The sequence below is a fragment of the Paraburkholderia dilworthii genome (assembly GCF_000472525.1).
Taxonomy (GTDB): domain Bacteria; phylum Pseudomonadota; class Gammaproteobacteria; order Burkholderiales; family Burkholderiaceae; genus Paraburkholderia; species Paraburkholderia dilworthii.
The window spans coordinates 1-23,698 of the sequence record NZ_AWZT01000064.1; the positions used below are offsets into that span (position 1 = coordinate 1).

General features: G+C 64.6%; 8 protein-coding genes and 1 pseudogene. 3 read left to right on the top strand and 6 right to left on the bottom strand.

Annotated features, from left to right (window positions below):
* Positions 1-426: tetratricopeptide repeat protein (locus F759_RS0132195; RefSeq protein WP_027803463.1), on the top strand; the 426-nt coding region annotated here is incomplete at its 5' end.
* A 116-nt stretch (positions 427-542) separates the two neighbouring features.
* On the opposite strand, the gene F759_RS43115 is transcribed toward F759_RS0132195, so the two are convergent.
* A complete protein-coding gene (locus tag F759_RS43115; RefSeq protein WP_161633347.1) occupies positions 543-968 on the bottom strand; it encodes a hypothetical protein in 426 nt (141 codons plus the stop codon).
* Between the two features lie 403 nt (positions 969-1,371).
* On the opposite strand from F759_RS43115, the gene F759_RS39180 reads away from it, so the two are divergent.
* Both F759_RS39180 and F759_RS0132210 read left to right on the top strand, forming a co-directional pair.
* Positions 1,372-9,468: a SpvB/TcaC N-terminal domain-containing protein gene (locus F759_RS39180; protein ID WP_051377534.1), complete on the top strand. Its 8,097-nt coding sequence runs from the start codon at positions 1,372-1,374 to the stop codon at positions 9,466-9,468.
* A gap of 32 nt (positions 9,469-9,500) precedes the next feature.
* Complete coding sequence (locus F759_RS0132210; RefSeq protein WP_027803465.1) at positions 9,501-9,965, top strand: Imm26 family immunity protein; 465 nt, start codon at positions 9,501-9,503, stop codon at positions 9,963-9,965.
* Here the strand turns inward: F759_RS0132210 and F759_RS40280 are convergent.
* From F759_RS40280 to F759_RS45300, 5 genes and pseudogenes are all read right to left on the bottom strand, one after another.
* On the bottom strand, positions 9,957-10,910 hold the full coding sequence (locus tag F759_RS40280) for a methyltransferase domain-containing protein (RefSeq protein WP_027803466.1): 954 nt from the start codon (positions 10,908-10,910) through the stop codon (positions 9,957-9,959). The genes F759_RS0132210 and F759_RS40280 overlap by 9 nt on opposite strands.
* Positions 10,907-11,935, bottom strand: a complete 1,029-nt coding sequence (locus tag F759_RS0132220) for a hypothetical protein (protein ID WP_027803467.1) — start codon at positions 11,933-11,935, stop codon at positions 10,907-10,909. Before F759_RS0132220 ends, F759_RS40280 begins: the two co-directional genes overlap by 4 nt.
* Positions 11,936-11,937: 2 nt before the next feature.
* Positions 11,938-22,263: a Tc toxin subunit A-related protein gene (locus F759_RS0132225; protein WP_027803468.1), complete on the bottom strand. Its 10,326-nt coding sequence runs from the start codon at positions 22,261-22,263 to the stop codon at positions 11,938-11,940.
* Positions 22,264-22,335: 72 nt separating this feature from the next.
* A complete protein-coding gene (locus F759_RS45295) occupies positions 22,336-22,779 on the bottom strand; it encodes a transposase (protein ID WP_407668565.1) in 444 nt (147 codons plus the stop codon).
* Positions 22,768-22,890, bottom strand: a pseudogene (locus tag F759_RS45300) (transposase zinc-binding domain-containing protein); the annotation flags it as partial. The pseudogene F759_RS45300 and the gene F759_RS45295, both read right to left, overlap by 12 nt.
* Positions 22,891-23,698: the final 808 nt, after the last annotated feature.

Consider the following 23,698-nt stretch of genomic DNA (forward strand, 5'->3'; position numbering starts at 1 on the left):
CTGTCACCGGAGCCGGACTTTCACGCCTACAACAACCTGGGCGCGCTGATCGCCGAGGACAGTGGCCGTTGCGCGCACGCGCTCAAGGTATTCGATGAGGCGCTGAAACATTTTGCGGACGCCGAACTCCTGCACTACAACCGCGCAGTGTTGCTTGAGGAGGCCGGCCGGCTCGAAGATGCGGCCGCGAGTTTTCTACGCTGCGTCGAGATCAACAAGGAAAATGACCAGGCAGCACTGAGTCACGCGATGCTGCTTGAGGAAATGGGACAGGTCGACGAGGCGATGCAGGCGTACGCGCGCTGCCTCGAGATCAACGCAGCGAACGAGGAAGCGTTGCGCCATCTCACTCGTCTGCATGAGCGGAACGGCGACTCGCAGGCTGTCATCCGCCATCTCAGCGCCTGGCGACGTTCCAACGGCTGAGTTTAGCGAACAATGAAGGACGGCGACCGCAGCGTATCGTGTCGGGCGGCAAGCGGGCCGGAATGCGACACCGGCCCTCGTCGAGATGAACGTCGTCCCACTTCGCGGTGTAGAGGTCAGAAACGCGGACGCCGCAGGCCAGCAAGATCCGCACGGCGAGGGAATTTCGATCTTGCATCTTGGCGGTGAGCAACGTGCACAACTCTTCCCGGGACGAGCATCAGCGAACACGTCGCCCCGCAATTGACGAAATCGCCGTCGTCGATGATCGTCACGGAACCGGTCCCGCTGGGAGCAACCGTGGGCACGCTCTGAGTTGCTCCGGTCTGTACGGTCAGCGCGACGGATGGCACAGTACTGCCCACGAAGCTCGAATCGTCCGCATACGATGCAGTCAGCGTCTTCGAGCCCGGAGCCGTCGGAATGAACACGCACGAAGTCACGGGCAGCACGATCGTGCAGTTGGTGATGCCATCGCCGACAACGATCGATCCGGTCTGCTGACCGCTGCCAGACGCGACGACGCTCAACGATGTCGTCACCGTGACGGCTCCATTCACGTAGGCCGGCGACGGAGCGACCGCGGACGCCAGCATCATCACCGCCGAGCGAGCGGCGTGGCAGACTGGATGATTCCGGTGGATTGAATGATGTCGGTGAACATGATGCCTGGGCGCATGCAGAAACTGTAATTGTAAGACGCCGCTTCCGAAACACGCACTCGCGGAATCCGCCGTCTGCGCACGACGTCACCTTGCCATCTGGCTTGGCCTGGAACGATGCCAGACGCAGCAGCTCTTCGCCTACGCCAGCGTCCAATCGCACCGTGAATATTCACCGTCTCGTCACGCCGCGTATCCCTTATCATCGGAAGACGTTCGACCTGATGTCGACGCCCGCCAAGACTTGCATTCCCGAGCCTGACCTAACCTGGGAGGCTTAGCAGTGGCCAACCCTACGCCCGACGCCGGTTCTCCCACCGGCGAACAGGTCTCGTCACCGGCCGCATCGGTCCCGACGATCCAGTTGCCCAAGGGCGGCGGCGCGATCCGTGGCATCGGCGAGAAATTCGCCAACAATCCCGTCACGGGCACAGGCACGATATGGTTGCCGATCCCGACAAGTCCCGGGCGTTCGGGGTTCGGTCCGCAACTCGCACTATCGTACGATTCCGGCGCCGGCAACGGCCCGTTCGGTTTCGGCTGGCGATTCTCGCTGCCGACGATCACGCGCAAGACCGACAAGGGGCTTCCGCAATATCTTGACGGCGCGGACTCCGACGTCTTCATCCTGTCGGGCAGCGAAGACCTGGTGCCCGTACGTCGTGCGGACGGCCGCATCGACGAAGACGATATCGACGGCTTCCGCGTGCGGCGCTATCGACCGCGGATCGAGGGATTGTTCGCACGCATCGAGCGCTGGACCCGGACCGCGATGCCCGGCGACATGCATTGGCGTTCGATCTCGAAGGACAACGTCCTCACGCTCTATGGTTGCGACGCGCATTCGCGCATCGTCGACCCGCTCGATCCGACGCGGATCTTTTCGTGGCTGATCTGCGAGTCACGTGACGACAAGGGCAACGGCATTCGCTACTTGTACAAAGACGAGGATGGCGCGTGGCAGCCGCGCGCGGGCCAGGATGACCCATTCGGGCAGGCGCATCAGCGCAACCGCGGTAGTCTGTCCGACCCGCGTCGCAGCGCACAGCGCTATCCGCATCGCGTGCTGTACGGGAATGTCGGGTCACTTCTGGACGGAGGCAAGCGGCCGCGCAACCTGAGCGACCTCGAACAACCGCCGACGGACACGGCGGCCGATTGGATGTTCGAGGTGCGCTTCGACTACGGCGAGCTCGACGTCGACGATCCGTTGGGCCAGCCGGAGAAGGCGTGGTTCTATCGCCCCGACGCGTTCTCGAGCTATCGCGCAGGCTTCGAGGTGCGCACGTGCAGGCGTTGCGAACGCGTGCTGATGCTCCACCACATTGCGGACCTGCCGGCGGGTGGTGACAAAGGATATCGCGGCGTCGTGCGCAGCATCGAGCTCACCTACGATGACGAGATCGATCCCGCCATTGCTTCGAAGCCGAACTACAGCTTCCTCACGCAATACATTCAGACCGGGTGGAACCAGACGGCTGATGGGACGACGAGGCGAAGCTGGCCGCCGATCGAATTCGAATACACCGAGCCCGTCGTGCAGGACACGGTCGAAGCGGTCGATCCCGAAAGCCTCGAAAACTTGCCGATAGGCATCGACGGGTCGACGTATCGGTGGGTGGATCTGCACGGAGAAGGCCTTTCGGGCATCCTCATCGAGCGCTCGGGCGCATGGCTCTACAAGCGCAACTGGAGCCCGGTGCCGGTAACAACGGCGGATGGCCGGGAAACCGTCAAGGCGAAGTTCGCACCGCTGGAGCGCGCGGCATCAATGCCGAACGTGACGCTCGCTGCCGGTGCCGAGATCATGGACCTGGCCGGCGACGGGCAGCCCGACGTGGTCGTGCTGTCGGGGCCGACGGCAGGACTGTATGAGCACGACGACGAGGAGGGCTGGGAGCGCTTTTGTCCGCTGATGTCGCACGTGCAGCGCAACCCGCACGATCCCAACACCCGGCTCATCGATCTCGATGGAGATGGGCATGCCGACATTCTCGTCAGCAACGACGAGGCGTTCGTTTGGCATGCATCGCTCGCGGAAGAAGGATTCGGGCCGGCACGGCGCGTCGCGAAAATGCTGGACGAAGAAAAGGGTCCGCGTGTCGTATTCGCCGACGGGACGCAGTCAATCTACCTGGCGGACATGTCCGGCGACGGCCTCGCCGACATCGTCCGCATCCGCAACGGCGAAGTCTGCTATTGGCCGAACCTGGGCTACTGCCGCTTCGGCGCCAAGGTCACGATGGACGGTGGGCCGTGGTTCGACAACCCGGATCAGTTCGAGCAGAAGCGCGTGCGCGTCGCGGACATCGATGGCAGCGGAACCGGTGACCTAATTTATCTTCATCGCGACGGCATCCGGTTGTACTTCAACCAGTCGGGCAATGGGTGGAGCGCACCGCACGTGATGCGTGCGGCGCCGCGCGTCGACGAGCTTGCGAGCATCGTGCCGATCGACCTGCTGGGCAACGGCACCGCGTGCCTGGTCTGGTCGTCTTCCCTGCCGTCGGATGCAGCACGCCCGATGCGCTACATCAACCTGATGGGCGCGAGCAAGCCGCACCTGCTCGTCAGCACCGTCAACAATCTCGGCACCGAGACGCGGATCGCATACGCGCCGTCGACGCGGTTCTACGTGCAGGACCGTCGCGATGGAAAGCCGTGGATCACCCGGCTGCCGTTCCCGGTTCACGTGGTCGAGCGTGTCCAAACCTACGACGCGGTGAGTAGGAACCTGTTCGTCACGCGCTATGCGTATCACAATGGCTGTTTCGATGGCGAGGAGCGGGAGTTCCGCGGTTTCGGGATGGTCGAGCAGTGGGATACCGAGCAGCTCGCCGCATTCGCGGGCGGCAACATTCCTGCCGACAACATCGATGCCGCGTCGCACGTGCCGCCGGTGCACAAGAAGACGTGGTTCCACACAGGCGCGTGGCGCTTGCGTTCGCGCGTGTCGCGACACTTCGAGGACGAGTACTTCCGCGAGCCGGGTCTTTCGACCGATGCTGCGCGCGCCGACCTGCTCGACGATACGATCGTTCCGCCTGGTCTGACGCTCGACGAGGAGAAGGAGGCCTGCCGTGCGCTGAAGGGCGCGATATTGCGCGAGGAGGTCTACGCGGACGACGCGGACTCTCCCGATGCGACCGACGGGGAGATCCAGCGGTCGCGGACGCCCTACACGGTCAGCGAGCAGAACTTCACCATTGTCCTGCTGCAGGTTCGCGGCGCCGGTGATTCGAGCAATCCCACTCGCCACGCAGTGTTCTTCACGCACCCGCGCGAGACGCTCGCTCGCCACTACGAGCGCAGCGCGTCGGATCCACGGATCGATCACACGTTGACGCTCGAAGTCGATGCTTTCGGCAACGTCCTCAAGCGCGCGATGATCGGCTACGACCGCCGCGCATCGCCGCTTGCGACGGAATGGGATCGCGATCGGCAGCTGACGCCGCTCATCACCTACACCGAGAACCGCGTCACCAATGCCATCGACGACGGCGGCGACTATCGCAGCCCGCAATCGTGCGAGTCGGTGACGTTCGAGCTCACGCGCTATGCGCCGACTGGCAGCGCGGGACGGTATCGCGATTCCGATTTCGTCGAGGACGACCCAGCTCATCCCGGGCGCCTCAGGCATAAGTTCATCGCGCCGGAGGTGGAATACGAGGCGATGCCGACCGGCAATGGGCGGCGCCGGCCAATCGAATGGATACGCTCGCTCTATCGGCGAGACGACCTGGGCGGGCTGCTTGAGCTTGGCAAACAACAGGCGTTGGGGTTGACTGGCGAAAGTTACAAGCTCGCGTTCACGCGCGGACTGATCGACCAGGTGTTCCAGCGGCCGCGCCCGGGCCAACTGGCAGAAGCACTGTTGCCAGATGTCACAGCGGTGCTTGGGGGACAAGACGGCGACCAGGGCGGGTACGTCCAGAGCCAGGGCCTCAAGGCCGATGGTCGATTCCCCGCCGCGGATCCTGACGATCGCTGGTGGATTCCGTCGGGGCGTTCGTTCCACAGCGTCGACCCCGCCGACACCGCACCGATGGAGCTCGCGCAGGCGCGGCAGCACTTCTTCAACGTGCGTCGCTATCGCAATCCGTTCGGCCACGACGCATGGGTCGACTTCGATGCCTACGATCTACTGATGGTCGGGACGCGCGATGCCCTCGGCAATCTTACGAGCGTCGATGCCAACGACTACCGGACGCTGCAGCCGGCGCTGATCGGCGATGCCAATGGCAACCAGTCGGCCGTCCTGTTCGATGCGCTCGGGTTGGTGTCCGGCACTGCCGTCATGGGCAAGCCGGCGCCCGCTCCGGTCGAGGGTGACACGCTCGCGGGATTTGTGGCGGACCTGAGCGCGACTGACACGAACGACTTCTTCGACGATCCGCTCGCGCATGCCAAATCGCTGTTGAAGGGCGCCACCACGCGTGTCGTCTACGACCTCGACAGGTTTTACGTTTCGCGACGCGCGCATCCTGGTGATCCGTCGCAATGGGACCCCGTTTGCGGCGCGATCCTTACGCGCGAGACACACGTCGCGAGCCCGCTGCCGCCGCATGGATTGCGGATCCAGGTGAGCCTGTCGTACTCCGATGGCTTCGGCCGCGAGATCCAGAGGAAGACGCAGGCTGAACCCGGTCCGCTCGACGTTGACGATCCGCTGTCACCGATCATCGATCCGCGATGGGTCGCAAGCGGCTGGACGATCTTCAACAACAAGGGAAAGCCGATTCGGCAATACGAGCCGTTCTTCAGTGCAACGCACCGTTACGAATTCGGAGTGCGGGCGGGCGTGAGCCCGGTGCTGTTTTACGACCCGTTGCAGCGCGTGATTGCGACGCTGCATCCCAACCACACGTACCAAAAGGTACGGTTCGACGCGTGGCAGCAGACGACCTACGATGTCAACGACACCTGCGCGGCGCGCAACGAAGAGACTGGCGATCCGCGCACCGATCCGGATGTCGCCGGCTATGTCGCGAGGTATTTCGATGCAATGCCATCGGCCGAGCGCCAATCGTGGCAGACATGGCATGCGCAACGCATCGGCGGCGCGCTTGGCGTGGACGAGCGCAACGCCGCACAACGCGCAGCTCGCCACGCCGACACGCCGGCGACCGCCCACTTCGACGCGCTCGGTCGAACGTTCCTGACACTGGCGCGCAATCGCGTGGATTGCGCCGGCCATCCGCTGGACGGCAGCGGGGAGACGCTCGCGTCGCGCGCCGAGCTCGACATTGAAGGCAACCAGCGGACCGTGCGCGACGCGGTCGTTCAGAACGGCGACGTGCTCGGCCGCATCGTGCTGCAACAGTCGTTCGACATGCTCGGGCATTGCATCCGTCGATCGAGCATGGAAGCCGGTGGGCGCTGGTTGCTGAACGATGCGAGCAGCAAGCCGATCCGAGCATGGGACAGCCGCGGCCATAACTTCATCACCGCCTACGACGCGCTGCGCCGCCCCGTGCAGGAGAGCGTTCGGGGCACGACGGCGGAATCCGATCCGCGCACGCTCAACGTCGACATCGCCTACGAGCGAATGGAATACGGCGAGCCTTCGCTGAAGGCGACCGCCACGCAGGAGACCGAAGCGCAGCGACTCAACCTGCGCACCCGGATGTACCAGCGTTCCGATACCGCCGGTGTCCTCTTCAACGCGCGTCTCGATGACGCAGGCAACCCCGTCGCGGCGTTCGACTTCAAAGGCAATCTCCTCCATACCACGCGGCGGTTGCTGAGCGACTACAAGAGCGTTGCCGACTGGGCCGGCCAACCGTCGCTCGACGCGGAGCGGTTCGAGGCAAGTACGCGATTCGACGCCCTGAATCGTCGTACCCAGTCGATCGCGCCGCACAGCAACATCGGGCCGGGCAAGATCAACGTGCTGCAGCCGCAATTCAACGAAGCGAATCTGCTGGAGCGCGTCGACGTTTGGTTGGAACGGGGCGCGGAGCCGGGTGGCCTCATCGATCCGGCGCAAGATGCGCCTTCGCCAGTCGGCATCGCGGACATCGATTACGACGCGAAGGGTCAGCGGCTGCTGATCGACCGCCGCACCGCCGACACGACTGTGATCCGGACGACTTACGCCTACGACCGCGAGACGTTCCGGCTGAAGCACCTGTATACGCGTCGCGGCGTCGATCCGCCGACCGCGCAGAGCAATGGCTTCGCCGGCGATTGCGACAACCCATCCCCGCCGCCGCCTACCGTTCCGGCGCCGGCAACGCCGCCCGCCGCGGGTAACGCCTGCGGACTGCAGAATCTTCGCTATACGTACGACGCGGCGGGCAATGTCACGCACATCCGGGACGATGCGCAACAGCGCGTATTCTTCAGCAACCAGCGCATCGATCCATCGAACGATTACACCTACGATGCGTTGTACCAGCTGATCCAGGCGACGGGACGCGAAAAGCTGGGACCGAATGGCGACCAGCTCGCACATTCGCACGACGATGCTCTGCGCGTGCGGCAGCCGCATCCGAACAACGGCGACCTGGTTGCCCGGTACTGCGAGAAGTACGTTTACGACGCTGCTGGAAACTTCGCGTCGACGAGCCATCATCGGACCTGCGCCGATGCGCCCGGCTGGACGCGTGGCTCCGAGTATCTCGAGGCGAGCCTGACCGAAGGCGGCGGCGCACAGTCGAAGACCAGCAACCGGTTATCGAAGACGACGGTCAACCCTGCGGGCACCACCACGCAGCCCGAGAAGTACCTGCACGATGCGCATGGGAACATCGTGCGTTTGGCGCACTTGGGCGCCGGTGCTCCTGGTCCGAACGTCGCCTGGGATTGCAAGGATCGGCTACAGCGCGCCGACCTGGGTGGCGGCGGCACGGCGTTCTACGTCTACGACAGCTCAGGCGAGCGCGTGCGCAAGGTGTGGGAGAAGTCGGTCGGCCTCGTCGAGGAGCGCATCTATCTCGGCGGCTTCGAGATCTTTCGCACGCATGGCGGCGCGATCGGCGCCGGCGCCGCGACACTCGAGCGTGAGACGCTGCACGTGATGGATGACAAGCGGCGCGTCGCGATGATCGAGACACGGACGCATCCCGCTCCCGGCAATGATCCGGCGCCGAGGCAGCTCGTTCGCAATCAGTTGGATAACCATCTTGGATCGGCATCCCTAGAGCTGGACCAGCAGGCGCAGATCGTTTCGTACGAAGAATACGCGCCGTTCGGGGCATCGACCTTCCAAGCCGTGCGCAACCAGACCGAGACCCCTAAGCGGTACCGCTATACGGGGAAGGAGCGCGACGAGGAGAGCGGGCTCTATTACCACGGTGCGCGGTATGCGATCCCTTGGCTCGGTCGATGGTGCAGCGCCGACCCATCGGGGATCGCCGACGGCCTCAACCTGTACCGATTCTGCCGAAACAATCCGGTTGGATTGAGCGACCCGACGGGCAGGTATGCCGGCGAGGAGAACCTGGATCCGGAAACGCTCCGGCTCATCGCGGCGACGGTTGCCGGTGCGATCGCTCGTACAGCGCCGGCGGCAGCCGCCGCGGGAGCAGGAACTGCCGGAGTTGCAACCGGAACGGCAGTTGCGGAAGGGGCCCCTGCGGTGGGCGGAACCGGCGGCGTCGCCGGCGGAGGGTTGGCGGCCGGCGCGGCCTCGGCGCTTTTGGCGGCACAGGTCGTCGCCGCCTTCGCTGAAGCGCTCGCGGTGCGCAATTACATGCAGCGTTCCGCGAACATCGTCAAGACCGGAAACCCATGGGGCATCCATCGGGATGAATTCTTCCCGGTGCTTCGCGAAGTGCGGAAGATCAAAATCGATCCGTTCCCGGAACCGCAGCCTGCGCCGCAACCACAGCCACAGCCGGACCCCGACAAGGACAAGGACAAGGTCCCGCGGCTCGGCCGCATTTACGTGACGTACACTAAGTACAACAACACCACGAAGCGCACCTATTCGGGTCGCACGAGCATGATCATCGACCTAGACAAGCCATGGGAGCCGCAAGCTGACGCGGCCGTGGCGGCGCGCGACGCCAATCACCACAAGGACGAGTCCGAGGAAACTCACGGAGCGGGTTTCGAACAGGCGCAGCGCGACCAGTACGCCGTAGGGCTCGCGGTAAACTATGCGGATCGTTATCGGGACATCGGCTACATCGCCATTCGCGGCCGCGAGCAGCAACTGATCGACTTCCATGGAAAGAAGGAGGCCGACCGGCTTGGACTCAAGAATTTCATCGGAGGCGCGCAGTCCGATACGGGCAAGGGCCCGGCGTTGACGGAGAACGCCGTCCGCGGCGTCGCCAAGGACAATCCGGCAGGACCGGCCTTCCATGCGGTGTCGGACTTCAAGTTCGGCCCGATGGCGCCGTACACGGGCGACAAGCCGGCAAGCCCATAGACCAACGCGATTAACTCACCCATCGAAACAGCATGCCAAAAAAATCGAGCCCATACCCGATCGGTACTTTCCTGCGAATCCCTCTGGCCGACGGCACCTTCGGTTATGGCCGCGCGCTTGACTACTCTTACATCGCGTTCTACGACTTCCGCACGACGGACCCCCGCGCTGACCTGGGCGAGATCGAGTCGAAGCCCGTGTTGTTCATCCAGTCGGTACGCCAACTAGACCCGCAACGATGGGCAGCGCTCGGTAAGCGCCCGCTAAGCGGCGAGGTCGCGAAGCCTGTGGTGCGCTACAGGCAGGACCTGGTCGATTTCCGCAAGTGCACGATCTACGACTCCGAAGGCATGACTCGCGAGGCGACACCCGAAGAGTGCATCGGCCTGGAGGGAGCGTCGACTTGGGACAAGCAGCACATCGAGGCGCGCATCCTCGATCACTACATGGGTCGCCCCAACGACATGGAAATTCGCGGACGCGTCCGGCTAGAGTGAAACGCGGCGCGCGCAGACGACCCGCTGTGTCGGCCCTCCGGCGCCCGCGATCGGCGTGCCGATGTCGTCGAACGCATGCCGATAGACAGAATTGCGATCGGCATCCGCGATCCAGGACTGGAATTGCGCCCGCGTCCATTCAAACTTGTGGTCACGATCTCGAACGCCCTCGTTGCCCCAGCGCGCGTTGTATTCGCGGTTGGGCGTGGTGATCACGATCAGCGGTGGACGGAGATAGTCGAACAGGATGCGCCCGAACGCATTCAGTCGCGCCGGGTCGAGGTGCTCGATCATCTCGATCGCGACCACCGCGTCGTGTCCCAGGAAGCGCGGGTCGGGGTTGGTCGCGAGCGCGAGAATCAGCTTCACCGCCGGGCGCTGGTCCGCATGCATCAGCGGCGCCAGTCGTCGACGCGCAACGCCCAGCACCGTGGACGATGCATCCACGCCGGTGATGCGGTCGACCGAAGGCAGCTCTGCAATGCGTTGGATCAGGCGGCCCGGTCCGCAACCGAGATCGAGAACGCGCCGCGGAGCGTGGTCATGCAGGATTCCGAGGACGCTTTCATAGCGCAGGTCGTTGAGACTGCGGATCGGTGCTGTCGATCGTCGTGTGCTGGGCAGCGTGGCGTTGCCGACCGGCAGCGGCTCGCCCGGGCGCATCAGCACTCGACATTTCAGAATGCCCTGTCGCAGCTCTGGCAGGGCCCGCTCCATGCTGACCACGTCGACCTTGCACCGGAATCGGGTGCGCAACGCCTCGCGCATCGACTTGATCTGCGCCTCCGTCATTCCCTCGACGGCCAGGTCGAGATCAGAGCGCGCGTCGCGAACGTCGAGCCGTGCAGTCGATCCGAACACCCACACCCGATGCGCACCTGCGTCGTACAACAGCGCCGCGGCCTCCGCCGCCTGCCGGCGCCGCGCATCGAGCAGGTCGGTCACTGTGGCCTATCGAACCGCGGCGAGACATACACGCCGAGGTGCGCCGTTTGCGCGTGCTCGATTCGCACGCCTATCACGTTGACGTCGCTCGTCGTCGCACCGATCGCCGCCACCCATCGACCGTAGGCGCGCCCTGCCCGCTCATGCGTCTCCATCGATTGCACGACGCGGTTGCCCAACACGTCAGCGCGAATCTCCAGCGCACGGGCCAGCAACTCAACCTTGCATTCGATGCCTGCGGGCGAGTCGCGAAACGAGATCACGGTCGAGCCACGCGGCGCGGTCGCACCATCGCAAAGAAAAGGAGCGAGCCGCAACGCCGCATCGGGTAGCCGGTGTGAAAGGCCCGATGCCTCCATTGCAGGGACTAGCGTATGCATCGTGAAATCGGCGTTGCAGAGCAGATATAACCGATGTGCGCAATGTTCGCGCGTGCAACTGGTCGATGCGAATAGCGGGACGAGGCCGGGGATGCTCGACAGCGCTGTATCGACGACTGCTGCCAGCCTTCGCGGAATGACCGCGGGAACGTCTGTCGTCCACTCGCTGTAGAGCTTGGCTTCGCGAAATCCTTCGTTGCCGATGGTCATTCCAACGAAACCGCCGAATCGCTGCGGTTCGCCGAGCGCCGATGTCGCGAGCGCCACCGCAGCGCAACGTGCCGCCGACGAGACTCCACTGTCGAACGCGCCACCGACCAGATCCGCGAACAACTTGATTGCGACATCCCTGCGCTCGACAGGCGAGTCCGTGCTGCAACCCGGCTCGAAGTCCAGCCGAAACACGTCATCGGTGCCGGCGACGAATGACGCCTCGAGCGGCGGTCCATCCGCGACGAGGGCGTTCGGCTTGCGTTGCAGTGATTGGATCGGCAGCGGAAACGCGGCCCCGAGCACCGCCGAGCAGTGTCGGGGCACGGGTAATCGCAAGCGCGCGGCGGTGCGTGACAGCCAGTCGGCTGCCGTACGAATCGCGGCGGGCCGTGTCACCGCGGCGATCGGTGCGATGAATGCCGGCGCTGCCATAGCTAGCCGACGGTATAGCTAACGAGCACGCCGATGTCCTCGATCTTGTCGGCATCGAGCACGGGTGCATTGCCCCCGCCAGGCTGTGGGACCTGCTTGGTGAGCACCGCCGGCAGGCTTGCCAGTGCCAGCTTCCACGTCTGCTGGTCCGGATCGTCCCCGAGCGTGAGCCCTGCGCCCAGGTCGACGAGGGCCTGCGCATTCGCATCCAGGCTGCCGGGCAGTTGCTGCACATCGAGCTGGGCGGGGGCGGCGCCGGGTCGGGTCAGGTCAAACCGCATTGGATCGCCATCGCCATCGTATGGTGAACCAGGCTTGGTTTTCATCAGCAGCGCAACGCGCTTGATGCGGACCAGCTTGCGTACGGTGTTGCCCTGAGCGGCATCGAGCGACTCGATCGAAGGGAAGAGCCCCGCGTGGAGCGGAAGCATGAGTGGCTGCGCGCCGTCGGTCGTGAAACGAGCCCAACGATCCGAGAAGTCATGCCGGAAGCTGAACAGCCGGAACAATCCCTTGCGCCCCTGCTCGACCTGGATCGAGTTCAACGCTTCGAGCAGCCTGTCGGTGACCGCCTTACGCAGCGTCGCCCCTCCGTCGCGGGCGGTGTAACGCAAGGTGACGACCACGTCCGAGATCGAGTCGTAATCGAACTGGCGCAGTTCCTGCGGCAGCTCGAGCCGCCACTGGCTGATCACCCCTGCCCCTTCAAACGGCAGATAGCGCTCGTCCCGGAAGTTAAGCTCGAACATGCCCGCATCCTGCTGCGCGTTGCTGACGGCGATGGACTGAATACCGCCGAGATCCTGGACGAACCGCGGGTCGTCGGGCCCCTGCCACGCGTACGTTCCCTGCGCATCGGCTTCGGTACGAACGCGATTGCCCAGGAGCGTCAGGCGCGCGCCGATGCTGGCGTACGGCCCGGTCACGCAGGGGATGCTGAGGCTCACAGCCTTGATCCGGCGCATGTACTGTCCTGGGAAGTCGATGTCGAAGATCGCTTCGGGCAGCTCGAAGAAGCACTCGCCCTTTTCGCGCAGGTTGACGAGCGCCTGCGGATACAGGAGGTCGAGCGATACGTGGCGGGTGATCTCGAGCTCGCGCCGGTTCTGGTCCAGGTAGGCGGATTCCATCCGCTTCAGGTCGAGCAGCAGCCGTTCGCCGGCGAGAAGCCCTTTCTTCAATCCGTCCCAATAGCCGAACTGGATGAAGCCGGATACCTTGACCGCAAGCTCGCGACGAAATGCGCGCTCGGTCCGCTTGCAGGCGTCGTAAGCGAGTTGATAGGCCTGGAAGTACACCGCGGAGATCTGCCCGATCATCCATTCGTACAGCTCGCGATTGGCATAGCGCGTGCGCATCGCCTGGTCGACCGCGCGCGCGTGGTCGATCTGCAAGCCGGTGCTGGCCAGTTCCTTTTCCGCGATGGTGACGCGCAGTCGCGCGGCCTCTAGCTGGCGGTCGATCTGCTTGAGCTCGAGTCCTGCCAGGTTCTCCTGGTGCTTCCACTCGTCCCAGCGCCGATCGAAGCCGCCCTTTATCTGTGCGCTGTTGGCTTCGTAAGTATGGATCGCGGTAACCATGTTGACCACGCCCGCAGCGGCCTGCAGCGCGTGACCGAGATTGGTGCCTCCGAACTTCGCCTTGACCGTAGGGCTCGATCCCCAACCCGCGACGCCGACGTCGAATTGGGGAACCATGAAGGCAACCGATGCCGCGGCATTCATTCCTTGGGCAACCTCGCTCAGCACATGCGCGCTGTACAGTTTGTCCATGTGCAGCTGCTCGTTGCTGTTGATCCGCTCGATGTCGCGGTAGTAATCGCGCCGTGCCTCGGTCACCGTCTTCGCGTTCTCGAGCGCCGACAGCATCTCGCGGGCTTCGCGCAGCTGCGCTTCGCGCGTATCGCGGACCGTGCGCAACAGCTCGATTTCGTTGCTCGAGCGAAGCAGCGCCACCGTCTCGGCGTCGCGCTTCTCGATCGCGGAGAGCAGCGCGGCACCCAGGGCCTTGACTTCGGTGCAAAGCTCCGTCGCCCGTTGCGCGAGGTGCGTAAAGCGGTAGTAAAGCAGCGGTGCATCGAGATCGTTGAGCACGCTGCCGATGTCGACACCCATCGCCGTTGCGCGCACCAGCATCGCCGGGTCGATCGGCGGCTCGAACAGCGCGAGCTGGCGGACGACGCCCTCGATGTTCATGCAGTGGCGGATCTTGTAGAGACGAGCGGCGACCGTATCCCAGTACGATAGCAGTTTCTCGTTGGGTGGGACGCAGAAGTAGAGGATCTGCGGCACCTTGAGCGTCGCCGAGTTTTTCGACAGCATCACCGAATCGGGCGACGGCACCGGGATCATGAATTCGACGTCGACCAGCTTGTCTGAGAAACCGGCGAGCGCAGGATCGAGCGAATTGACGGTGTGCACCGTGGGCTTCGCGCGCGCCGCGATCTCCAGCGGCCGTTTCCCAAGGATCTCAGCGGCCAGCAGGTAGAGCTGGGCCGCCTCGTTGATCGACTCGATTGTGTCGCGCCGGAAGAGCTGGTCGCCCCACGCGATCAGGTTGTCCAGGTACTTCATCACCACCGACTGCTGGAAAGCGGTGAAGCGTAGTCGCGCGATTGCGTAAGGCGAGAACGGATTCTGCCGCCACTCCGCGATCTGCTGCATCAGTTGCGGGTTCGGCTGTCCGTCTGCCTTCGGCGTGATGAGTTGCTGGATTCGCTGCGCGACGTAGTCGTCGCGGGTCATGTCGTGGAATGGCTTCGTGCGCCAGAACTTGGCCGGCACCTGCTCCGGCGACGTGCTCGTAGGATCGAAGATGAAGTGGAACCAGCGCCGCGCCTCTTCGAAGCGCTGGTTGCGCATCAGCCTGACCGCGATCATCAACGGAGCGTGGAAGAAGAGCTCCCAGTTGTATTGCGAGTAGCTGCCCATGGGCGAGAAGTCGACGTTCTCGATCGGGTAGTCCGGGTGCACCAGCGCAGTCGGCTGGTAGTCGGTGAACGGCTTCGCGGTTTGCGCCTGCATCGACAGCGTCATCAGCGCATCGACGCCGGCGCGGTTCAGTTCGCGAATGAAGTCGTTGACGTACGGGTGGTAGAACGGACGGAAGCGATATTGCTTCGAGCGTCGCGTGAGCGGCAGCAGCTGCTTGGGCTTGATGATCTCGGCGACGTCGATCCACGGCTTTGCCGCGGCGATGTTCACTTCGCGCGCCGCCTTGCGTGCTGCGGCCGGCGAGCGCACCGTGTCCGGCAACATCGTTTCGAGCTTGCGGTAGAGCGGCATAGAGACCGGCGCAGCACCGCCCCCCACCGGCTGCAGCGCCACAGCGGCAGGCTGCACGATCCCCGCAAACGGTATCGGCGGCTTCGGCTTGGGCTTCGACCCNCCGTAGTAGTGATCGACGATGATGTGGAACTTTCCGGGATCGACCAGCTCCGGAATCGACCACGTGAGCAGCGTCACGTTCACGTCTTCCGGATCGACGGAGAAGGCGCGCGACTGGTCTTCGAAAAAGAACGGCCGGCGTCCCGACAGCCATCGATCTTGGTGCGCGAACGCAACTTCGAACGGCACGCTGCCAGGTGAATTGTTGAGCGCCGGCTCTTGCTTGTTGGTAGTCCCGTCGCTCGGCAGCAGCAGCGGCGGGAAAGGCAATGTCGAGAGGATGGGTACGTTGATCATCCCTCCCGTCTGCAGCGGGATCGGCACCGTGATCATCGCCTCGAGCCCTTCTTCGAAGCGCATCGCGCGCAGTTGCGTTCCGGTCGGGTTGTACACGCCGTAGATGCGGCGACCCGTTTCGATGATCGGCTCGCCGCCGCCGGAGCTGAAGAAGAAGGTGTCGACGGTTGCATACGGCGACACGTTCGGCATCTCGAGGACGCCGTTGTACTGGTCATTGACGAGCGTCGCGTACGTGCTCTGCGGGTTGTCCCACTCGGGCCAGATACGCAGCCCGTCGCTGCCGATGCTCGTGAAGAAGATATGCTTGTTGCGTCCGTCGTCGTCCGCGTCGTCGGAGACGGCGACATCGGTCTTGACGTGGATCCGCGTCGTCCGCTTCGGCGTCCAGCCGCCGTTACGATACTGGCTCCACGCGAGACCGATCTCGAAGTACTTGCTGGGCGGAGGTCCTGCAGTGTCCTTTGCGGGCACCGCCGGGTTGGCCTTGACGGCGAAGAGGGCCCAGAAGAGATGCAGGCGCCGATTCCACACGATCGGAATCACGTGGTCGCCCTCGATGTCCAGCTCGACCTTTTCCCACGCGGTCCAGCGGCCGGACCCGACGCGCTGCCGGTAGTAGTACGTGGCAGGCGCCCCCGTGGTCCGGCCGATCACGTGAAGCACGTTCTGCAACCCGTCGGCTGCATCCTGCTCGTAGACGCCGACGATCTCGAGCCGCGCAACAGAATACAGCCGCTCGAGATAGCGGAGGAACGCATCCTCAGCGGTGGAATCGGTGAGGTCGTTCTGCGCAAGCTCGTTCTCGAAGTCGCGGAAGAACGGCGTCTTGTCGTCGCGCAGTTCGCCTTCGAGCCAGTCTTCGGGAAACAGGAAGATCTTGCGGTTCGCTTCCCACGCGCGGAAGTTCTTCATCCATCGCCAGTCGCGCCAGGCATCGTCCGCCGAGTCGATGAGAACGCCGTCCTCGAGATTCAGCAGGCAGCGCTGGACGTAGAGCTGCGTCGAGCTGATCGCCTGCTTGATGCGCGAGGTCTTGAAGCACGCGCACATTTCCACGTCGATCAGGAAGTGCGCGTAGAGACCGTTGGCGTCGCGCCATGCGGGTGCATGCTTGCCGTCGGTCCGCGTGACGATCGGCGCACGGGTTACGAGGTAGGCGACCAGCCCTGCACGACGCTTCTCGCGCAGCAAATCCTGGGCCGGAGCGGCCAGCTCGTTCCACTCGCGGTCGCCGCGCTTTGCGCGCTGCGTCTCCTTGATCTGCCGCGGCGTGTCGTCGGTGAGGCTGGCCTTCGCCCATTGACGAGCGCGCTCGGCGGTGGCATTCAACTGCCGCACGAGTTGCATGCAGCGAGCGATCCGATCGAGCCCGTCTTCGTCCTGCAACGCATCGGGCATCGTCAGGCCAAGGCCGTCGGCGCCGAGCAGCGCCTTGATGTCGGCAGCCGGCCAGCCGACGATCCGTTCGATCGCGGTTGCCGTACGGTCAACGAGCACGTTGACTGCCAAGCCGGACTCCCGCGCGCCATCGAGCACCGTCTCCACGCACAGATCGCCACCCGGTCGAATCGACCGCTTCAGGACATCGAGGGTGCATAACCGGAGAAGGCCCGCGAAGGCCTCGGTTGCCGGCGCATTGCTCGCAACGAGCGGCATCGACCGAATGTCGAGCCAGCTTGCTTGCACGACGGGATTCGTCCAAGGCACGTCACGCTTCGGCACAGTGGGCAGCCAGCGAAGGTATTGCTCGAGCGCGTCACCCGAGAGATGGAGCCGGTCGCTTGCGAGCGCTGTTTTGCCCAGGCGGACGTAAGCATCGAAGAGCGCGGGGAAGCGGGCTCTGTCGGTAGGTAGGCTCGCAGGACTATCGACGAATTCGGAAGCGAGGAACGCATCCATCGTCGCCGAGTTGGCCAGCTGCTCGATCGCGGCGGGTGCTGCGGCGAGCGCCTCAGACAGGGCCTGTCGCACCTGTTCCTCGCCGAGCAGCCGACGCAATCGCGGCACCAGCACGCCGAGCAGCGTGGCGAATCGCGCATCGGGCTTCGTATCGCTCGCGAGCAGCGCCGGCAGGTCGGCGTCGGCGATCAAGCTGTTGGCCGCACCGGGCACGAACGTTGCGGACTGAACGCGGAGCGCTTCGATCGCAGCCTTGAACGCGGCGCTCGCACCGGGAATCGCCTGCAACTCGGTTGCGGCCAAGCGCAGCATCAGCCCTGAATAGCAAAGCTCGTTCGTCTTGCGGTCGTAGAAAAGGCGGCCTTTCTGCGCGCGCGGGATTGCCGAGGCCGCCGGCATCGACGCTTGCGCCAGCGGCTCCCGGAACACCGGCCGTTCGTCCGCGCGAACCGCGGCGGCGAAGTCATCGGACTGCGCCTTCAGGTTGTCGATGGCCGCAACATACGTTGCCTGGACCGCTGCCGGAACCGCGACCGCGGCCAGGTCATTGCGGTCGCTGGTGCTCATCGGACCCGCGTAGCGCAGCACGGCAAGCGCGGGGTCCCAGCGAATCCGCGTCTGCAACGCGGCAGGAAACGCGATCCCAGCCGGCAGTCCGCTCACCGTCGCGGAGAACGGGAACGGCGCGTTCAGCGTCGATACCACGAGCTCGACTTGCGCACTATCCCACTTGAGCAGGCCGAGATACTTCCGAGTCAGCTCGCCAGCGGCGTCGGTTTCGACGACCACCTGGTCCTGGATCTTGTGGAGGCTGTCGCGCAGCGCCGAGAGCGTCGTGCCGATCGATTCCGGCGCCGGAGCGAGCGGCGACGCGGCGTTGTCCCGGTGCCGCAGCAGGTAATCGACCTCGGACACGCTAAAGCCGGCAGCGGTCGCGGCGTCGATCGCCTCGACCAGCGCGACCGTCGTTTCCGGATGGGCCGCGTCGAACGGCTTGGCACCTGCGATCGCAATCCAGCGCAGCAGGTCGTCGATCGGCTGTCCGGCGACTTTCGAGAGCACTGCCCAACGCAGCAGTGTTGAAAGGTTACCGAGGTTGAGCTTGCCGTCGGTGAGCGCGGCGCCGCGCACTGCATTGACTTCCGCGGCGGTGATGCCGAACGCGCCCGAAAGTGTCGGCACGAAGTCGTCGAGAGCTCCGATTCTCGCGAGCTCGGTGCGCTCCGCGTTGAGCGCAAACGCCGCCTGGATCGGCTTGTTGACGGTGGGATTCAGGAACAGCCGATCGTATAGCGAGTCGGCAGCGGCCGGATCATGCGGATCGTCGCGGCCCCGACGCGTATCTATCGTCCCCCACAGAACCAGCACGCGATCGAGCGGTTCCCCGGATCTCCGCTGGATGCGTTCGACAGCGGCGAGTCGCTTGACGAGCTCAGTGTCGATGCGCTTGCCGGCATCGACGATGCTTCCCGCAAACACGTCGATCGCGTAGTCGAGCTCGCGCATCGTCCACCGAAGCGTGTGCCACAGTCGCGCGAAGCGATGCATCCGCTGCAGGGCATCGGCGTCGAGGTTCTCGATGGTGAGCTTGCGGAGATCGCACGTCGCGGGATCCTTGTCGTCGACGGACCCGACGTGCAGCTTGTCGCCGGCGTTAATGAGTCGCGTCGCCAGGAGGCCGAGGAGATCGTCGTATTCGAGCCCTGAACGCGCAAGGAAGACGTCAACGTGCGCGAGCGCGTCGACCCACTGCAGCGTCGCGATAACGCTGCTCGAAAAGTCCGACGGATCCGCAACCTCGATCTTGTTGCCGTCCTCCTCGAGCCCCCAGTACTCCCAAGGGTCGTGGGAAGGGGCTTCGGTCCCCGTGACGATCTGCATCTGCGCGGTGGTAAGGCCGATGGTCTCCCCGGCGATGGACAGGTCATCCGGGTCGATCGGATTCGCCAGCGGCTGGAAGGCACGCATCAACGCTTCGCGTGTGCTTCCGCCTTTGTCGAGCCACACCCGCGCCTCTTCCACCGGCATGTCGAGCGGCAGAATCCAGCCGTGTACCGCGCTCGCCAACTTTTCGTACGCCGCGGGGTTGACGTGCTGCGGATTCGCGGCCAGCTCTTCGGGGGTTCCCGAAGTCTGGCAGCCGATCGCCCGGACCATCAGGTGGCCGTTGTCCATCGCGACGCGGAACAGCCGGCGGTGATCGGTGACGAGCCACGATTGGCCCTCCTCGACGACGATCGCAACATGCTCCGGCGTCAGCGGATACTGGTTGTTAGCGAATTCGTCGCGGGTAGCGTCGAGTGCGGCGGCATCGAGCTCGCCCTTTACGGCACCCGCGATCTCGAACGGCGCGAACGGCGCGATGGCGCTCTCAAGCACCTCGCACGCGAGATCGACGTAGGGCAGCGGCGTCTCGGTGTTGTCGCACGTGAGCTCGATGTCGCCGAGATCGGGACGGCGCTTGAAGAGGAGCGTGCGCAACGTCGTGAGCGCCGGATCCCCGGGACGCTGCACCTTCCGCTCGTTCAGGTACGCCATCAGCTCGGCGAGGAACGCTGCCGGACTGTGGACCGTCTGGCAGCGCTCGCAACGGCAGAGATCGAAATTACCGAACAGCGCCTTCCAGTCGGGCGCGCCTTCGACATCGGGGGTCGATTGCGGAAGCGCGTACGTCGGATTGCGCAGCCACGGCCCCAAGTTCGCCATCAGGTCGAGTGTGCCGGCGACGACATGCTCGGCGCGCGCGTGCATCTTCATCGCCTCGACCTCGCCTCCGAGCGGCATCGAGAACTGTCGCGTAAAATCGCGGCGGCCCATGCGCGTGATCGCCGCCGACGAATCGAGGCCCGCGCGCAACAACGGGGCCATCGCTTCGTGGTTGGGGGCCACCTTGAACAGCCGCTGCCGAGCCTTGAGATCTCGGATCAGGCCCTTCTTGTCGTCGATACCCTCGACCAGCGCGGGGTTCGCGTCGATGAACTTGTCGATCGGCGTCCGTGCCAGATCGAGCCTTGGCGTGCCCGCCTTTTCGACCAGGTTCCGGAAGAAGGCCCGCGTGGGCACCGGCGCGCTCTCATCGGCGATCGTCCGATGCGCGAGCGTCTCCACGGGAAACGCCTCGCGGACCATCCGCGACAGCACGCCCGCGTAACGGACAGCCTTTTCGTCGTCGTCCTTGCCGGAGATCTGCTCTGGAAAGTTGCGGTTGCCCGCGGCGTCTTTTTGATCGACCAGATCGACCCAGTCGCTTTGGGTGAGTCGGGCGAGGTCGCGGACTTTCCGGATCGCTCGCTCGCCGGAGAGCAACCGTGTCGCCAACTCCGTATTCCCGCCCGTCAGCGTGCCAACCTGCAGCGCGAGCTGGGCGGTTCCAACGTGGTCGCGGAAGTCGCCGGCCTCGCCCAGCGACTTCCACAGCGAGCGCACACGACCTTTGTGGTCAACGAAGCGCGCGGCGATCTCCTGCTGCGCCGCGGGCGGAATCTTCGCCGCGTCGAGCATTGCCGCTAGCGGCCCTGCGGCGTTGCCCGAATCGGAGCGTGCGACCGAACGTTCGGCCGCCAATTCGCGAAAGCGCGCCTCGAACTTGTCGAAGTCCTGCAGCAGCCGGCCGGAGATCTGCAACTCGGCGATAGCAGCAACGAGCGCAGTCCTCCGCCGCGCCTCTGTTTGTCCAAGGATCTCGGACAGGGTGAAAGGCAGCCGCTTCCGCGCGAATGCATAGAACACTTCGGGCGGGATGCCTGTTTGCTCCGCGAGCTTGTGCGCGCCGGCCAGCTGCGCGATCTCCTGAAGTTCGATGCCGAGTTTGCCGCTGAGATACGAGATTTCCTGGCGCTGCTCGTCTTCGGTAAGGTTCGCGATCGAATCACCATCGAGCAGCGGCGCGATCTCCGACACGAGCTGTTCGAAGCGGGACCAGCGATGGTCGAGCCCGGACTCGACGCGGAGCACTACCTTCTCGATCAGCGCTGCCTCGAACCGGATATCGGACTCTGCAAGGACGTTGCCTTCCGCTTCACCGTCGCGCTTTCCAAAAGCGCGCACGATGAGCGAGGGGCCGTTTTGACCGCGGCTCCGCATCTCCTCGACGGAATAGAAGATTTCGAACAAACCGTCTGCGTCGGTGACAACAGGTTCGCCGAGAGGCGTCTCCCGTCGCAGCTGCATGTCGAAGGCGCGTACCTCGATCTGCGGGATCGGGAGCCCGTCTTGATAGCGCACCACACCGCGCACGAGGTGCTGGAACTCCGGCAGCGGGGGATTCGAGTCCGGTGGGCTCGGTGGCTCCTGCGGTTGCAACGGGCCTTGGGGATTCGGCGGCTCGGGGGGATGTTCCGGCGGCGGGGGCGGCTGGGGATCGCGAGCGAGCAAACCCAGCTCTTGCAGGAGTCGGTTGATGAGATCGGCGGTCCGCTCGTCGACAATGCCAGTCGGCGTCAAGTCGTGCTCGCGTTGCAGAACGGAGACGGTCTTCATTGTCCCGTCGCCGAAGCGACCCACTTCGCGATCGCGCGCGACGAGCGCATCGAGCCGGTGCGCACCTTCGCGATCCTGGCGCAGGATCGCTTCGCGTTGCAGCAGTGCGCTCAGCGCGGCCTGCAGATCGTCGAGTATCGCGTCCGTGGTCTGCTGCGTGATGGGAAAGGTGATCCTGTTCACGGCATCCTCCCGATCGGTCAACGCAAGACCCGGACGCCCGCGAGCCGGCTTCAGAGCGCGCTGCATCTGGAGCGCAATCATAATCGGGCCGGGAGGGAGGCGCAAGCGGTTGCGCGGCCAACGTGAGTATTCACTGAACCCGCCCTCGACAACTTAGTAGCGCTGGAAATTGCCGCGTGTACGAACGGTACGCAGCCACTCAGCCGCAACTGCGCCTTCCATGCCTGATGCCTTATCCAGTCCGGCAGGTCGGCGCTGCGATCGCGAAGGGTGGTACTCATTCGCGCCGGGAACCGGTAGTTCCTCGTCGGTCGGCGCGCCGACCTCGACGAAGTCAGGCACGCCATCGGCACCGTTGCGGTACAACCCGTCCAGCACCAGGCGGTGCAGGTGGATGTTGAGGTTGGCGGCCGAGCCGAAGCGCTGAATCAGCGTGACGGCGCCGCCGTGGCCTTCGCCGGCCTTGAGCCCGGCAGCGTCCAGAAGATGGCGCCTGACCACGCGCTGCACCACCTGCAGCACCGGCGTGACCAGCTCGGGCTGCGCGGCCAGCAGCACGCGCAGCGCAATTGGCAGCGACAGCACCCATTGGCGCACCGGGACAACGGGGATGACGTGATCCACCAGGTGCGCCGCGGTCTGCGACATCCGCCGCGCGCCGCATGAGGGGCAGAACCCTCGCCGCTTGCAGCTGAAGCCCACCAGCTTGTCATGGCCACATTAGCCGCAGCGCAGGCGCAAGAACCCGTAGGCCAGGATGCCGCACTCGAGAAAGGCGTCGAACTCCTCCTTGGTGAAGCGCGGCAGTTCGGCCCCGGTGCTGGCCTCTGTGTGGGCGATGAAACTGGCCGCATACAGCCGCTTGCAGCCGCACCAGGCCGTACAGCGTGGTCTGTTCGGAGTAGTGGCGTTCGTAGCGGGAGCGGGGCGCCATCCGGCGCCCCGCTGGGGCTGCCGCGCCGTGGCTTGCACGATGGGCTCCCCGTGGGGTGAGCCCGCACGGTCTCAAGCCGTGCTCCGCGCCTCAATAACCTTGAATGCTGCCCCGCCCACGTGTGCCCTCCGCCGCGGGGCCCCCTACGGGTGACTGCGAGGGTGTCCGACCGGCAGCTTCAGGGCGGCGAGATCAGGTCAGCGGATGTCGGCTCTGGGTCGGTCTCTGCCGACCGCGTCGGACAGCAGTCAGCCATGAACGGCCGTTCGAGGTCGTCGTCCAGTTTATATGCCCGGGGTCTCATAGCCCCTTGCTCAACGACCGCTTTGCGGCGAGCGAATCACGGGTGACACTGCCTCGATCCGGCCCAGAGTGTGTCAAAACGGCTGGCGACTGGGAATTGACGAAACCTGTCTCGGCGCAGGTCACGGCTTTTCGATTGCGGCAACCCAAACGTCAAATCACGGTCGAACACATCGCAAAGGGTCAACAACCCCGTACGGGCATCACGCCCTCATCGCCTTCATAACCGCTTCTGAACCGAGTAGCTTGATCGCCCGCTTCATGTTGTACGCCAGCACG

Coding starts and splice junctions, on each gene's coding strand:
- F759_RS0132210 (WP_027803465.1), top strand. CDS start 9,501: ATGCCAAAAAAATCGAGCCCATACCCGATCGGTACTTTCCTGCGAATC.
- F759_RS0132220 (WP_027803467.1), bottom strand. CDS start 11,935: ATGGCAGCGCCGGCATTCATCGCACCGATCGCCGCGGTGACACGGCCC.